Source organism: Corallococcus terminator (genome assembly GCF_049194865.1).
Classification (GTDB): domain Bacteria; phylum Myxococcota; class Myxococcia; order Myxococcales; family Myxococcaceae; genus Myxococcus; species Myxococcus terminator_A.
Window position 1 is genome coordinate 70277 of the sequence record NZ_JBLZWL010000142.1, and the last position, 15966, is coordinate 86242.

General features: G+C 69.9%; 10 protein-coding genes. 2 read left to right on the forward strand and 8 right to left on the reverse strand.

Translation table 11 applies throughout. The features are described 5' to 3' along the window. The 8 genes from purH to pssA all read right to left on the reverse strand — a co-directional run bounded on the left by purH (position 1) and on the right by pssA (position 12545). On the reverse strand, positions 1 to 1545 hold the full coding sequence (purH, locus tag ACN469_RS41930) for a bifunctional phosphoribosylaminoimidazolecarboxamide formyltransferase/IMP cyclohydrolase (protein WP_498777741.1): 1545 nt from the start codon (positions 1543 to 1545) through the stop codon (positions 1 to 3). A 99-nt stretch (positions 1546 to 1644) separates the two neighbouring features. After that, positions 1645 to 2139 carry a sigma factor-like helix-turn-helix DNA-binding protein gene (locus tag ACN469_RS41935; protein ID WP_498777743.1) on the reverse strand — a complete coding sequence of 165 codons (495 nt, stop codon included), beginning with the start codon at positions 2137 to 2139 and terminating at the stop codon, positions 1645 to 1647. A 55-nt stretch (positions 2140 to 2194) separates the two neighbouring features. Continuing rightward, entirely contained in the window at positions 2195 to 2719 is a 525-nt protein-coding gene (locus ACN469_RS41940) for a MerR family transcriptional regulator (RefSeq protein WP_498777745.1), read from the reverse strand. A 309-nt stretch (positions 2720 to 3028) separates the two neighbouring features. Further along, positions 3029 to 5593, reverse strand: a complete 2565-nt coding sequence (locus ACN469_RS41945) for a serine/threonine-protein kinase (RefSeq protein WP_498777747.1) — start codon at positions 5591 to 5593, stop codon at positions 3029 to 3031. A 20-nt stretch (positions 5594 to 5613) separates the two neighbouring features. Then, on the reverse strand, positions 5614 to 8109 hold the full coding sequence (locus ACN469_RS41950) for a protein kinase domain-containing protein (RefSeq protein ID WP_498777749.1): 2496 nt from the start codon (positions 8107 to 8109) through the stop codon (positions 5614 to 5616). Between the two features lie 146 nt (positions 8110 to 8255). Beyond that, the gene (locus tag ACN469_RS41955) at positions 8256 to 8600 is read right to left on the reverse strand and encodes a hypothetical protein (RefSeq protein ID WP_498777751.1); all 345 of its coding nucleotides are present in this window, start codon (positions 8598 to 8600) and stop codon (positions 8256 to 8258) included. Between the two features lie 182 nt (positions 8601 to 8782). Then, the gene (locus ACN469_RS41960; RefSeq protein WP_498777753.1) at positions 8783 to 11740 is read right to left on the reverse strand and encodes a choice-of-anchor D domain-containing protein; all 2958 of its coding nucleotides are present in this window, start codon (positions 11738 to 11740) and stop codon (positions 8783 to 8785) included. 160 nt (positions 11741 to 11900) lie between these two features. Further along, positions 11901 to 12545 carry a CDP-diacylglycerol--serine O-phosphatidyltransferase gene (pssA, locus tag ACN469_RS41965; RefSeq protein ID WP_498777755.1) on the reverse strand — a complete coding sequence of 215 codons (645 nt, stop codon included), beginning with the start codon at positions 12543 to 12545 and terminating at the stop codon, positions 11901 to 11903. 292 nt (positions 12546 to 12837) lie between these two features. Between pssA and ACN469_RS41970 the strand changes: the two genes are divergently transcribed. Next, positions 12838 to 15240: a penicillin acylase family protein gene (locus tag ACN469_RS41970; protein ID WP_498777757.1), complete on the forward strand. Its 2403-nt coding sequence runs from the start codon at positions 12838 to 12840 to the stop codon at positions 15238 to 15240. Positions 15241 to 15508: 268 nt separating this feature from the next. Next, complete coding sequence (locus tag ACN469_RS41975) at positions 15509 to 15955, forward strand: DofA protein (protein ID WP_498777759.1); 447 nt, start codon at positions 15509 to 15511, stop codon at positions 15953 to 15955. Positions 15956 to 15966: the final 11 nt, after the last annotated feature.

Here is a 15966-nt window from a genome sequence, read left to right on the forward strand (position 1 = left end):
TCAGTGCCGGAAGTGTCGCACTCCGGTCACCACCATGGCCATCCCATGTTCGTCGGCGGCCGAAATGACCTCGGCATCCCGAACAGAGCCGCCTGGCTGGATGACGCAGGTCGCACCCGCCCGGGCCGCCTCGTCCAGGCCATCCCGGAAGGGGAAGAAGGCATCCGAGGCCACGGCGGCCCCCTGGAGGGCCTGTCCGCCGCGCTGCATCGCGATTCGGACCGAATCCACTCGATTCGTCTGGCCGCCGCCCTGGGCCAGCAGCTGGCTCCCAGAGGCGAAGACGATGGCATTGCTCTTGACGTGCTTGCACACCTTCCAGGCGAAGCGCAGGGCCCGCTCCTCGTCCGGTGTGGGTGCCCGCTTGGACACCACCTTCCAGCTCAGCTCCGGCTCCACGGCGTCCCGGTCCATCAGGAGCAGGCCTCCGGACACGCTCCGGCCATCGAGCTGAGCCCTCGGCCGGACGGTCGGCGAGGCCAGCGAGGCCCCCGCCTCCAGGAGCCGCAGGTTCTTCTTCGCCGCGAGCACCTGGAGCGCCGCCTGCGAATAGGACGGCGCGATGACCGCCTCCAGGAACGTCTCCGCCATGGCCTGGGCCGTCGCCTCGTCCACCTCGCGGTTGAACGCGACGATGCCGCCGAACGCGGAGGTCTCATCCACCGCTCGCGCCGTGCGGTACGCCTTCACCAGCGCGTCATCCACCGCCACGCCACACGGTGTGTTGTGCTTGATGATGACGGCGGCGGGGCGCTCGGGGAACTCGAGCACCAGGCCCAGCGCGGCATCCAGGTCCAGGATGTTGTTGTACGAAAGCTCCTTGCCCTGGAGCACCCGGGCGAAGCCCACCGTCGGCTCCGAGGGCGCGGAGTGCTCGCGATAGAAGGCGCCACGCTGGTGCGGGTTCTCCCCGTAGCGCAGGTCCTGCGCCTTGCGGAACGACAGCGACAGCTCTCCGGGGAAGGGGTCGCCGGCCTCGGCGGACAGCCACGCGGAGATGGAGGCGTCATAGGCCGCCGTGTGCGCGAACGCCTTGCGCATCAGCTTGCGCCGCGTGGCCTCGCCCACCGCCTTGTGCTCCTCCAATTCCGCGAGCACCGCGGGGTAGTCGTCCGGGTCCACGACGACGGCCACGTGCCGGAAGTTCTTCGCGGAGGCGCGCACCATCGCCGGCCCGCCGATATCAATCTGCTCGATGACCTCCGCCTCCGCCGCGCCCGAGGCCACCGTCTGGCGGAACGGATAGAGATTCACGGCGACCAGGGAGATGGGCTCGATACCGTGAGCCTTCATCTCCTCGCGGTCCGCCTCCAGCTCCAGGCGACCGAGGATTCCGCCATGGATGCGCGGGTGGAGCGTCTTCACACGGCCGCCGAGAATCTCCGGACTGTGTGTGTGCTCGGACACCTGCGTGGCGGCGATGCCGGCGCCCTTGAGCGCCTCCAGCGTGCCACCCGTCGACAGCAGGCGGTAGCCCAGGCCGACCAGCCCCTGGGCGAAGGGAACCAGACCTCGCTTATCGGAAACGCTGAGGAGAGCCAGCACGTGTGCGCCTCGGTGTGCGGGAAGCGGCGGTAGTAGCAACCACCCCCTGGGGTGTCAACGCAACACGTCGGCGCTCCGTCGGCGGCAGTGAGCCGCCAGTCACATAGGCTTGCGGGCCGAAACAGGCGGCTCGGCCTCGGTGGCCTCGCGCAGCTTCATCAGCCCGCGCGTCTCCACCTGACGGATGCGCTCGCGGGTGAGGTTCATGATTTCCCCCACCTCCTCGAGCGTGATGCCGCCCTTCTCCGCCACGTCCAGGGCGCAGGTGTGCTCGAGCTCCCAGATTTCCTTGTCCGGGAAGTTCAGCTTGATGGACCCCGTCTCCGGATTCACATCCAGATAGAGGTTGTGCTTGCAGGAGACGAACATGCACGGGCGCGGACCGTTGACGCAGTCGGCGCGGGTGCGCGGACGCGTGTCGTCCATCTGCTTGAGCAGGTCCGCCTCTTCCGGGTCCACCTGCCCCGTGAGACGTCGACGGCGCAAATCACGCGCCATCTCCTTGCGCGACATCGTCTTGGACCGTCGGCGCTCCTGCGCCAAATCCTCTGGCACCGGCTCTCCGCCCTCCTCCACTTGCTTCACTTCCGACATGTCCCCTCCACGTGAGGCCAGTCTAACCGGGTCCACCGGCTCCAGGGCCGGCATCTTATTGCGAACTCATCGTTTCGTCTTCGCGTGCGGTGACTGCGCTGCCCAGCCGGGCCACATCCCGGACCAGATCCTGCGCTCTTTGCCGCAGCGTTGCCAACTCTGCTTCGAGCGAACGTCGGTGCTCCCCCCCGAAGGCCCGCCCTCCCAACTCGTCCCGCAGCCCATCGAATAGACCCCCGAGGTCCCGCTCCACCTGGTCGATGTGATTGCTGTGGAACACGAAGGACTTCTTGATGTCCTCGAGGGTGTGCCCCTCCGCCATCATCTTCTTGATGACGTTGATGCGGCGCACCGCTTCCACCGGATAGAGGCCCAGGCTCCCCTGGTGCTTCCCCTTCCGTCCCACCCGGCGACTCCTCGGTAGCAACCCCGCCTGGACGTACTTGCGGAAGGTCGCCTCCGACAGACGCACGCCCCGCGGACGAAAGATTTCCAGAATGGCGCTCGCGGGAAGTCCACCCGCGTTCTCGCGCTCAATCCGAGCAATCTCGTCGGGAGCCAGCAGGTCCATCGAATCCATTGAATATAAGCTACTCAGAGGAGACCACTGAGTGCCAGAAATGGGCCTTCGGTGTCAAGGTAGACCGCTACAGGTCCGTTGCGCTGTCGGCCGGTTCACGCTTCGAGAACGAGCGCGCGACGAGGCCCGAGCGGCATGGCTCGGCCTCACGACAGGGGTGGAGGAAGACCCGGAGCGCACCGCGCGATGGCGTCGGGTGCCGGGGGTGTGACGGAACCCGGGTGCGCACGCACGGCGGAGCCCCAGGGGCACGCGTGCGTCAGCGCGGGAGCGACGGGGGGACGAGGGGTGCGCCGAGGTGGCGCGGGTTCAGCGGGCGCGCGGCGGGCGGAACTCGCGCGTCACCGTGGCACCGGCGGTGATGGTGACATCGTAGCGCTTCTCCCCCGAGGGATGCTGGAAGAGGAGCTTGTAGTTGCCGGGAGCCAGCTTGTACGAGGCGCGTCCAGAGACTTCGCCCAGGCGCCGGCCGTCCAGGAACACCGTCGCGTACGGGGTTGCCCGGAGCTGGAGCAGGCCGGTCGCGGCGGGTGCGGCTCGCGGCGCGGGTTCCGGGCGGGAGTCGGCGGCCTTCGGGCTCGTGCCGAGGACGGCCTCTCGCTTCAGCCCGTCCATTTCCGCGTCAGCTTCGGAGGGCGCCAGCTCGGGGCTCGCGGCGACATCGCGCGGCTCGGGCTCGGCGGACACCGTGTCTTTCGTCTCCTGCGCGACACTTCCGACGGAGCCTGCCCCGGGAGGAGCGCCAGCGGCGGGTGCCGGAGGTCGGTCCGTGGGCGTCGACGACGTGGCGGCCGACGGCGCGGTGGCGGGACTCGGCGTCTCCGGGGACCGTTCGGCGCGGAGCCCGTTCATCACCCCGGCGCCCACGATGAGCAGGAATCCGAGGCCCATCGTCGCGCCCACCATGCGACGCGGCCTGAGCCACCCCGAGCGCTTCGGCTGTCCCGGCGACGACTCGGTGACGGTGGGGACCTCGCTGCCAGAGAGCGACTGAGGGCCACCCTCTCGCGCGTCGAGCACAGCCAGTCCGGGCGACAGTGCGCTCGCATCGCTGACAGCGGAGGCCGTCCCGGCACCACGCTCCTCGGAGCCGCGTTGCTCACGCGCGGTGTCAGACACCTCGACACGCACTGCCCTCGACGCAGCCGTGTGCTCGGGGTTCGGCGTCAACGCCTCGGAGGAGCCCTGCCCCTGCTCCCCTGCGCGCTCCGCCTCGGCGGCTTCCGCCAAGGCAGTGAGCTGCGCCGGCTTCGCGGCGCCCACCGCGTCCACGTCGTGTGACAGCCCCTGTACATGACCCAAGGCGCTCGCCGCCGCGCCTCGCGGTGACAGCTCGTCAGGCCCCCGCGCGGCATCACCCTGAGTCGAGGAGGGCACCGATTCGGCGGCGCGTCCTGACGACTCGGAAGCCTCCTCGCCCTCCATCGCGGAGCGCTCGAGCTCAGCGACTCGCGACGAAGCTTCGGAATCGCCCTGCCGCGACACGGGCGAGAGCCCACCCGAACGGCTCGGCGTCTTCGTGGGCGCGGGCGTGACGTCGGAACGAAGTCCGTCCCGTCCCCCTGCCTCCGCTGAGACCACAGCGGGCGTCCCCTCGGGACGGCTCGGCCGCACCGACGCAATGGGCGCGGCCAGCGGCGGCAGCGGCGCATTCGCACGAGGCACGGGTGACGAAGCCACCGCGGGCAACGGCATCATCGGCGTGGCCATGGGCGGCAGCGGCACGGACAGCGCCTCCACGTCCTCACCCCGACGCGGAAGCACGAAGGTGGACGCGTCCACGTCATCATCCGGTGAGGACGGCGTCGCCACACTCGCGCGCCCCGCCACCATCACCGCCGTGGGCTCCCTTCGCGGCGGAGGCAGCAGGTCACCGTCATCATCGTCATCGGGGACCGGCGTCCCCTCGACCACGTGCGTGCGCTCCTGCACCGTGGGCATCGCCTGCGTGAGGCTCCCGGGGAACAGGCGCCGCATGAAGGCACCCAGGTCCGTGTCATCCACCGACGTCGCGTGCTTCATCACGCACTGAGCCAGCGCCCGCTCCAGCTCACCCGCCGTCTGGAACCGCGCCGAGGGCTCGCGCTCCAGCGCGCGCATCACCACCGCGTCCAGCTCCGGGGGCACCGCGGGATTGAGCCGGGCCGGGGGCGGAATGACGCTGTGCTGCACCGCGCGCAGCACCGCGACCTCGGACTCCCCGTCGAACAGCCGCCCGCCCGTGAGCATCTCCCACAGCACCACGCCCAGGGCGAAGAGGTCCGTGCGCGAGTCCACCGCCTCGCCCCGCGCCTGCTCCGGGGACATGTACGCGAACTTGCCCTTGAGCACTCCGGGCTGCGTCAGCTTCTTGCCCGCCTTCGCGATGCCGAAGTCCGTCAGCTTCACCGCGCCGTCGTACGACAGCAGCACGTTGTGCGGCGTGACATCCCGGTGCACCAGGTCGAGCGGCTGCCCGTTCACCTTCAGCCGATGTGCGTAGTGAAGCCCTCGGGCCACCTCCGCGCCCAGGTGCGCCACCAACACCGGGGGCACCGGGTCCATCAGCTCCTTGGACTTCCGCCGCAGCTCCCACAGGGAACAGCCGCGCACGTACTCCATCGCCAGGTAGTAGGTGTCCTCGTGCTTGTCGAAGTCGAAGATCTGCACCACGTTCTCATGGTTCAGCCGCGAGGCCAGCCGCGCCTCCGCGATGAACATCCCCACGAACTCCGGGTCGCTCGCGAGGAAGGCACGCACCCGCTTGATGACGACCTCCTTCTCGAAGCCCTCCGCCCCGCGCGCGGTGCACAGGTAGATCTCCGCCATCCCGCCCTCCGCGAGCTTGCGGCGGACGACGTACTTGCCGATCTGCGTACCGGCGACGAGCGTCAAGAGGGCTTCCGGAACATGCGCTATTCGAACTTCACGCTCACCACGTTGAGGTCGATGGCCTTCACCTCGATACGTCGGCTGAGCGTCTTCTTGAGGTCGGGGTTGAAGAACTTGCAGTCATACGTCCCGACGCGCAGCTCCACCGCCTCGAACGGCGTCTCCCCCAGCTTCTTGCCTCCGCACGTCACCTCGGCCCACGGCCGCACAGCGAAGCGCACCTTCGCCGTGCGCGTCTCCGCACGCGGCTCCTGCCTCGGAGGACGCGGCGGCGTGGGAGCCACCACTCGAGCTTCCGGGTTCAGCGTGAAGCGCTCCACCTGCTCCGGCCCCGCGCCCACCGTCACCGTGCGCTCGCTCGACTGGTGCCTGGCGGCCTCCACCCGGACGGCCAGCGCCACACCCGGCTCGGCCTCCAGCATCACCGGCGCCGCGCCCCGTGGGCGGCCATCCACGATGACGACGGCCTGCGCGGGCTGCGCCTCCACCCGAAGCCGCACCTTCGCCACGGCCACGGGCTCCACGGGCGCCTGGACCGGCGGCGTCTTCTCCACCGGCGGCTCCTGCACGGGAGCCTGCTGCACCACCGGCACCAGTCGCAGCACGCCCAGCGGCACCGGCCCCGTCGCCTGGATCTCCAGCTCCGTCCTCAGCTCCTGGTAGCCCTCGTGCGACAGCACCAGCGAGTAGCGCCCCTCGGGCATCCCCGGCAGCGTCACCGGCGTGCGCTCCGCCAGCTCCTGCCCGTCGAACATGACCCGCGCCCCGGCGGGTGCGGACTCCACACGCGCAGGCGCCTGCACCGCGGTCCCCGGCTTCAGCCAGCCCCACAGCAGCACCAGCACCACCAGCCCCAACCCCACCGTGGGAATCCACCACCCCAGCCGAGAACCCGGGGGCGGCGCCTCCGCCTGACGCGCCGCCGCGCCCTTCTTCCGCCCCGGCCGCGACATGCCCAGCGACAGCGTGGGCGCGTCCTCCTCCAGGTCCTCCAGTTCCTCGGCCCCCCGAGGCAGCGGCAGCGCCAGCCGCGACGGCCGAGGCAGCGGCCCCGCCATCTCCGGCATCGCCAACGTCGGCGCGTCCTCCTCCACGTGGTGCACGACAGCGGGCATCGGCCGCGTGACGGCGCGCCCCTCCACGCCGTGCGACTCCGGCTCCCTCACCTGCGGGTTCGCCACGCGCGAGGCGGCCCGTCCATCGGCCGGCTTCGGCTCGGTGGCGATCTTCACGTCCGTCAGCGTCGCCCGCGAAGCGGCGCGCCCATCCATCGTCGGCGCGTCCTCCTCGACCGCCACCCGAGGGGGGGCCTGCACCGCACCCAGCCCCGAGCGAGAGGAGCGGTCCGGAGGCGCCTGCTCCACCGCGCGCCGCTGGCCCGTGAGCCGGGCGCTGGGGGACTCCAGCTCGATGCGGCCCGTCTTCCCGGTGCCGCGAGGCCGCAGCGCCGCCGTCTCCCCCTCCGGCACCCCGGTGGAGCGCGGCAGCGCGGGCCGAAGCCCCGAGCGACGCGAGCTCGCGTCCTGGCGCCCTGAACCCGACACCGGGTCCGAGTCCTCCGTCAGCAGCTCACCCGAGCGCGCCTCCGACGCCAGCCGCTCCGCGTAGATCTCCTTCATGTACGCGCCGACGTGGGCCGTGGACGACGGCAGCCGCCGCTCCGTCAGCCAGTCCTCCAGCGCGAGCTGAAGGTGGACCGCCTCCTGGTAGCGCTCCGCCGGGTCCTTCGCGAGCGCCTTGAGGACGATGGCATCCAGGTCCTGCGGCACGTGCGGGGACACCTGCGACGGCGGCGCCACCTTGCACTCCGCCACCGCCGCCAGCGTCTGGATGTCGCTGGGGCGCTTGAACAGGCGCGTGCTGGTGAGCAGCTCGTACAGCACCACGCCCAGCGCGAAGATGTCCGAGCGCCGGTCCACGCGCTGCCCCGCCGCCTGCTCCGGCGACATGTACGAATACTTCCCCTTCAGCACGCCCGAGCGCGTGACGGTGGCCTGGTCCGCCGCCTTGGCGATACCGAAGTCCACCACCTTCACGCCGCCCTCGAACGTCACGAGGATGTTCTGCGGGGACACGTCGCGGTGGACGATGTCCAGCGGCCGGCCCGTCGTCGGGTCCGTGCGCTTGTGCGCGTAGTCCAGGCCCGAGCACGCCTCGATGAGGATGCGACACACCAGCGGCACGGGGATCGGCTGCCCCATGGCCTCCGACTGCTTCCACACCCGCCGCATGTCCTCGCCGTGGATGTACTCCATGGCGATGAAGAACGAGTCGTCCTGCGCGCCCAGGTCGAAAATCTGGACGACGTTGGCGTGGTTGAGCCGCGCGGCGATGCGCGCCTCATCCAGGAACATCTTCACGAAGTCGTCGTTCTCCGCGAGGTGCGGAAGGATTCGCTTCACCACCACCAGCTTCTCGAAGCCCTCCGGACCTGGCTGGCGCGCGAGATACAGCTGCGCCATCCCGCCCATGGCGAGTCGCTTCAGGAGCTGGTACCTGCCATACGTTTCAATGGTCACGGCGACCTGACCGCACCCCACCCACGGGGAAAACCCACGGCCCGTGGCCTTCCGGAATCGGGGCGCGGCGAAGCCCCGAGCGTAAGCGCACACGACAGGGGGGTCAAACCCTTGTAGGTACGGAGGAACCGGAACAACCGCCCTGATTACCTCCGGGCGGCGCGGACCTCACGCGACTCCCGCATCAGCGCCTCCAATTCGTCCAGGTGCCGCTTGAGCACCGGCATCAACACCGGCGCCGAGTCCACCCGGTCGAACAGGTCCAGCACCCGGTCCACCTTACGCTCGATTTCCTGGGCTCGAGCCGGAGTAATCCGGCGCAGGAGCATGTCCGCCCCCGCCTCCATCAGCGCGCGGGCCACGGCGTCCCGGGAAGCGAGCGGCTCTTGCTGTCGGCGACCCTCGCCCTGGATGACTCGCAGCCCCGGGGCGCGCGCCGGGGAAGCGCTGCCCGCGCTCGTCGTCTTCGTGTTTTCGGAGTCTGGGGACATCACCGGGTGCCTCCTCGGCGGGCTCAGGTACGACCTCAGGGTACACACCGTGAGGAGCCCTCCAATTTTCTGGTCATCCGCACAGGCGGAACCAGACCTGTAGCACCCGGGACCGACATGAACGTCGAGGGCCGGATGACCGGCCCTTCGACTGGTACACACGACGCGCCTGCTCCCCTGCTTCAGCCCGCGTCGCAGGAGCGACGGTAGGAGATGGCCACCTTCGCGCCCGGCGCCGGCACGTTGGTGAAGATGACGCTGTTGGTGGGGGCGTCGTAGCGCCAGCCGGTGGTCACCGGGGCGCCGTCCACCGTCACCGTCACGCTGCCCGGCTCCGGAGAGTCGCTGAGCGGGAAGCGGTCCTGCGAGGAGAAGGCCTTGTTGGCCACCGCGGCCAGGAGCGGCCCGTAGTTGGCCGCGCACACGTTCATCACCTCGCCACCGGTGCGCGCCGCGGCCTCCGCGTAGCGCGTGCCGGTGCCGCCCGCCGTTCCACACGCCGTCGCCGTGGGGGCAATGGCGTAGAACGTCGCGCGCTGCGGCTGGTTCTGCCCCTTTCGCTGCTGCGCCCACTGCACGTAGGTGTCCACCGCGTCTGGCGAGTGGTCATCCTCGTCACCCACGAAGACGACGACCAGCGCCGCCGAGTCGCGCAGGAAGCCCAGGTTGCCGTCCTGGGCCGCCGGCGTGCGCGGGTCATCCGCGTTGTTCACCAGCGGAGGAGACAGCGCGCGGCGCATCGCCTCGAAGCCCTGCTCCACCTGGGCGCACTGCCCCACCTGCACGTTCTGCTGCAGCAGCGCCGTCAGGTTCGGCATGCCGTTGGTGAGGATGCGAGGCCGCGAGTTGTCCACGGGGAAGAAGCGCCCCGCCTCACCGCCCTGCGCGCCACCGGGGCACGTCGCCGCCACCTGCGTGATTCCCGTCGTGGTGACGGCCACGTGCATGTCCACCTGCTTGGCGAGCGCCGCGTCCACGAACGAGGGGATGGCGGACACCAGGCGCGGGTGCTCCTCCACCATGGACGCCGTGTTGTCCACGACGAAGAGGACGTCCACCTTGCTCACGTCCTGCTGGGTGAAGGTGTCCGTCTTGTCCGTGCGCTTGGAGGACTCGCCGATGAGCGGCACCAGCAGCGGCGCCGGCAAGTCACTGGAACTCACGTAGAGCGGCGACAGGTTCATGCCGTACACCTGCGCGGCGTAGTCGAGGTCCACCGTGAAGGCCTCGCCCGGCTGCAGCGTGAAGGGCAAGGGCGCGGGCACGCCGCCCAGGGTGAACTCGCCGTCCGTCGTGCCCGGGCCAATCCACACGTTGGACACCTCCACGGGCATGGTGCACGCGTTGAGGTAGTTCACCTCGCGCGGCTCGGGAGGACAGTCGCGCCGCGCCACGCCCCAGTCCACGTACCAGGGCGACGCCATCAGACACGTCGCCTCCGAGTGGGCCAGGAGCGGCACGAGCAGGACGGGGTTGACCGGGTCCATCTGCTCCACCTGGAGCATGCCCGTGAAGTCTCCGCCGTCATGAGGCGCCTGGAAGGCCACCTGGAAGCTGAACCAGTCACCCGGGTAGATGATGACGCCGAAGAGGTCCCCACCCGGCAGGCGGAAGGAGCCACCCCCGTTGTCGCGCAGCCGGATGTTCTTCACCGGGCACAGGTCCGCGCCCTTGTTCTCCAGCTTCACGCCCAGCACCGCGCCCCGGCCCGGAGGCACCGTGCCGAAGTCCAGCGCGAGCGGCGTCACCGTGAGGTCGCAGGGCGCGTGCTCCTGCGCCGTGCCCCGGAAGTCCAGCTCCACCGTGGCCGCCGAGTACGCGTTCGTCGTCATCACCAGCACGCCCGTCGCGGCGCCCGGACGCGTGGGCTCATAGAAGACGGAGATGTTGACCTCCTGCCCCGGCTGCAGCGTGAGCGGCATGGCCAGCGGGGTGTTGTTGAACTGGAGCGCGCCCGCGGGGTCCGGCTGCCACGCCAGCGTCTCCAGCGTGAGCGCCCCCGCGTTGGAGGAGCCACAGTTCTTCACGTTGACGATGACGCGCGTCTTCGAGCCCAGCGGCTGGGTGCCGAAGTCGTAGGTCATGGGCGACACACACAGCTCCGACGCACCACCGAAGCCCCGGAGCTTCACGTCGGTGGTGGGGTGGCGCTTGCTCACCACGTGATAGCGGGCCATGTCGTCCGCGGGGCCCATGTGGCCGGGGCTGTAGCGGAACTGGAAGCCGCGCACCTCGCCAGGCTGGAGCACCAGCGGGAAGCCCGCGTTCGCCTGGGAGAAGGAGGCATCCAGCCCGTCGAGCGTCAGCCGCGTCACCGTCATCGGCTCCGTGCTGATGTTGTGGATGCGCGACTCGCGGAAGGCCTCGCGGTCCACCGGCACCGCCGCGAAGTCCAGCACGGGCGGCTCCGCCACCACCGCCTGCTCCAGCGCCTCCGCCGCCACCTGCACCGTCACGTCCGCGCAGCCCCGGCACGGCGTCACCGCCAGCGCCACCTGCTTGCGGCCCACGCGCACGGGGTTGAACGTCAGGGGAAGCTCCGCACGGCCACCCGGGGCCACGACGACGGGCCCCGCCACGAACTCGCCCCGGTCCGCGCCCACGAGGCGGGGCGTCACCTCCACCGGCAGCTCCGTGGGGTTCTCCAGCGTCAGCACCAGCGTCTTCGTCGAGTCCGCTTCAATCCGCCCGAAGTCCAGCAGCCGGGGCGACACCCGCGCCCACGCGTCGATGCCCAGCCCCGTCAGGGGGATGCGCATGAGCGGCTCGATTCGCGTGTCCGAGCGCACGACGAGGAACGCCTCCTGGCCGCCCTCCTTCATGGGCGCGAAGCGCACGCGCAGGGAGCACGCGCTGCCAGGCGCCAGGCTGTGCGGCCCCTCGTGCGTGAACTCCGCCCGGTAGGCCCCTTCCGGGCCCTCCACCCAGACCTCGTTCACGTCGACGGGCGCTCGCCCCACGTTGCGCAGCGAGATTTCCGTCTCACGCGCATCGAAGAGGGCGACCTTCTCGAAGTCCATCCCGCCAGGGGTCGCCGTCAGCCGCCCGTCCGCGAGGGACGACCGTTCGCGATCCGCACACCCCACGGCAGCCACCAGCCCCAACACCGCGAGGGCCCAAATGCCCCTGCGCCCCGTCATGGCCTCCACCCCTTCCCCACGCCCATCGCCCGGTTCCGCCCCGCAAGCCTCGAACGAGGCGCTCTTGCGGATCAGGTTGCGAAACTAGGCACCCACCCGTGGGCGGGCAACCACCCACGAAGGACAATCCAGGTGTCAGAGGGGGCCGCCCCGTTCACTTTCAAATCTTCGGGATTCGCAGCGTCTTGCTGATCATCGCGCTGCCGCTGGCCGCGTACAACAGCACCAGGGGATGAAGCACCACCGGCCCCACGTCCCACGCCCCGCCCAGCAGGGTGTCGCCAATGCGCCCCATCCACGTGGCCACCGCCAGCACCATCACCAGCGCCAGGCTGGTGGGGATGGGCGTTCCCTCGAAGTACTTCACCTTCCCCGTCGCGTCCGCCAGATCCGCCGACGTGACGTTGAAGCGCGCCAGCCGGCTGATGCCGCACGCGACGAAGTACAGGAGCACCGCGACATCCAACGCCCCCCTCATTCCCACCGCGAAGGCCAGCGCCGCGGGCGCCATGCCGAAGGAGATGACGTCCGCCAGGGAGTCCAGGTCCGCCCCCAGCGGCGACTTCTTGTAGCGCCACCGGGCGATGCGCCCGTCCAGGACATCCATCACCAGCGCCAGCGGCATCAACCCGAAGGCCACCCACAGGAAGCCCACGCGCCACGTGGCCAGGTACTGCATCGCGGCGAGGATGGTCCCCGCGCCCGCGAAGCCGTTGCCGAGCGTCACGAAGTCGGCGAGCACGAAGGTGCGAATCATCGAGAAGTGGCGGCGCGGGCGGCGGGCACGCGGCTGCTCGGTCGTCATAGTCGCGCTCTCCTAGCACAGTGAACCCTCACTGCCCGTCCCTCACTGCGGCGTTTATTGCCGCGGTGCGTCTGACTCCAGGCTCCCAGGAAAAGTCAAACCTCAGAAAACTTTTGACGTGTGGATCAGCCCCTCCCTACGCTCATTGTCATCCATGCCTCCAAACCATTCCGTGTCCTCTTCGCGGGGGGCGACCTGGAAGTCCGGGCGCTCCCGCTGGCACCTCCCCCTCCTCGCCGGACTGAGTCTCGTCTTCGCCACCGCATGTGGTGAGGATGATGACGGAGGCCCGGTGACGCCACCCGTGGAAGGCCCTCCGAAGTACGAGGCCACCATCCGGCGCACGTCGCACGGAATCCCGCACATCATCGCCAACGACATGGGCAGCCTGTCCTACGGACAGGGCTACGCGTTCGCGAAGGACCACGTCTGCATCCTGTCGGATCAGATCGTCAAGGTCCGCGGTGAGCGCGCGCGCTACCTGGGGCCGGGGCCCGGCAACACCTACGCGGGCAGCGACTTCGGCTACCGCGTCCTCCAGCTCCAGGAGAAGGCCCAGGCGGCCTTCCCCACCCTGCCGGCGGACATCCAGGAGATGTTCAACGGCTACGCGGCGGGCTTCAACAAGTACCTGTCGGAGACGCCGGGTGATCAGCTCCCCGCGCCCTGCACCAACGCCCCCTGGGTCAAGCCCATCCAGGGCGTGGACCTGCTCGCCTACGACATCAGCGTGGGTCTGGCGGCCAGCAGCTACCAGCTCATCCTCGCCATCGCCGCGGCCTCCCCGCCCATCCCCGGCGCGCGCACCGAGGGCCGCCCGGTGCCGGGCAGCTTCAAGGTGGAGCGTCCCGAGTTCAGCCAGGTCGGCAGCAACGGCTGGGCCATTGGCGCGGAGCGCTCCGCGTCCGGCCACGGCATGGTGGTGGCCAACCCGCACTTCCCCTGGGAAGGCGAGCTGAAGCTCTGGGAGAGCCAGCTCACCGTGCCCGGCCAGCTCAACGTGTACGGCGTGGGCCTCTTGGGCGTGCCCGCGGTGCTCATCGGCTTCAACGAGAACGTGGCGTGGACGCACACGTTCTCCTCCGGCCAGCGCATGACGCTCTACGGGCTGCAGCTCGTGCCGGGCAACCCCACCCGGTACAAGTACGGCCCCAACGCCGCTGACGAGCGGGACATGACGTCCCGCGACATCACCATCCTGGTGAAGCTGCCGGAGGGCTCGGTGACCAACATCACCCAGCGCTTCTACAGCAGCCACTACGGCCCCATCATCGTCATCCCCGGCACCGCCGAGTGGACCCAGCAGACGGTGCTCAGCTTCCGCGACGCCAACCTGGACAACACCCAGCTCGTCACCCAGTTCGTCGGGATGAACCGGGCCAAGAGCCTGGAGGAGTTCCAGAACGTCTACGCCAACGTCCAGGGCATCCCCTGGGTCAACACCATGGCGGCGGACCGCGCCGGCAACGTCTGGTACACGGACGCGACGCCCACCCCCAACCTCACCGCCACCGCCATCGGCACGTGGCGCGCGGCCTCCAGCGGCCTGGACCCGGCGACCACCGCCATCTGGCAGGGCATGGGCCTGGTGCTGCTGGACGGCAGCAACCCGGAGAACGAGTGGCGCAACGCCACCGGTGCCCGTGGCCCGGGCCTGGTGCCCTTCAGCGGCGTCCCCAAGCTGGCCCGCCGCGACTTCGTCTTCAACGCGAACGACAGCTACTGGCTGGCCAACCCGAACGCGCCGCTCACCGGCTTCTCGCCGCTGCACGGCCTGGAAGGCGTGGGCCAGACGCCGCGCACGCGCATGAACGCCGTCCTCCTCATGGAGCAGAACGGCGCGTCCGGCTCCGACAACAAGTTCACCGTGGCGGAGCTGGAGAACGCCATCCTCGGCAACCGCGGCATGACGGCGGAGCTGCTGCGAGATCAGGTCGTCGCGCGCTGCACGGGCAAGACGACGGTGCTCTACAACACCACGCAGGTGGACATCCGCGCGGGCTGCGCGGCGCTGGCCGCCTGGGACATGCGCTACGACGTGGGCAGCAAGGGCGCGGCCCTGTGGCGCGAGTTCAGCGGCCACTTCAGCATGGGCGCCCTGTCCAGCGGCACCAGCCCGTCCGCCACCGGCACGCCGTTCGCCGTGCCGTTCGACGTGGCCCAGCCCATCGCCACGCCGCACACGCTGATCGCCGAGCCGACGACGGGCTCGGACCCGGCGATGCTCGGCCTGGCCGCGGCGGTGTACCGCCTCCAGATCGCCGGCATCCCCGTGGACGCTCCGCTGGGTGACTCGCAGTACACCACCCGCGTGGACGGCAAGAAGATCCCCATCCACGGCGGCGGCGGATACGATGGAACGGCGAACGTCGTCTCGTGGGGCACGCTCAAGTCCACCACGCCCGACTCCGACTTCGGCGCGGTGCGCGGCGCGCTGCTCAACTCCCGCACCAACCTCACCACCACCGGCTACAACATCAACAACGGCAGCAGCTTCATCATGGCCATGGAGTTCACCCCCACGGGCGTGAACGGCCGCGCGGTGCTGACCTACAGCGAGTCCAGCGACCCGGAGTCGCCGTACTTCTCCGACCAGACGGAGCTGTTCTCCAACAAGCAGTGGCGGCCCATCGTCTTCACCGAGGAGGCCATCGCGGCCACCAAGGTGGAGGAGAAGAAGATCTCCGGCAACTGACGTCTCGCGGGGCTCCCCTTCTCACCCGAGGGGAGCCTCGAGCCGCACCCCAAGCCCCTGCTCCGGCGGGGGCTTTTGCTTTGGCGCGGACAGTTGGGGCCACCTGGGGGGAAGTCCTCTGTCCGCCCGGCGATGCCCGCCCTTTCGGGAGGCTACCGCCGTGACGCGGCGAACCCAGGATGCCCTGGCAGACCGCCCGGCACCGCATGGCAGTACACGGTGAAACGGCCCCGGGGGCAACGGTACTGCGAAGGAGCGGCAGTTCGTCATGACGACACCCGTCTACAAGACCGCCATCATCGACAGGGTCTTCTTCCTGCGCTGGGAATCCCCACCCGACCGGGCGGACCTCCACGCCGTCTTCCAGCAGATGAAAGAGACGCACGAGCGACTCAAGTCACCCCTGGTGCTGGTGGCGAGCCTGTCCTCGAAGTCCGCGGTGCCCAACAAGGAGCAGCGCAACAACCTGTCCGAGTTCCAGTCCGACGCGCGGCCGCTCTTCAAGCAGATCCACGCCATCGTCGAGGGCAATGACCTTCAGTACAACCTCCAGCGCGTCATCATCGCGGGCATCAACATCGTCACGCACACCCACGACGAGGCGCTCCAGCACGTGCACCAGCGCGCCGAGCAGGTCGCCCCGCTGCTCTCCGACAGCCTGGGCGTGGACGGCCCGAAGGTCATCGAGGAGGCGCGCAGACGCGGCGTGGTGTGAGCCCGGCGTGG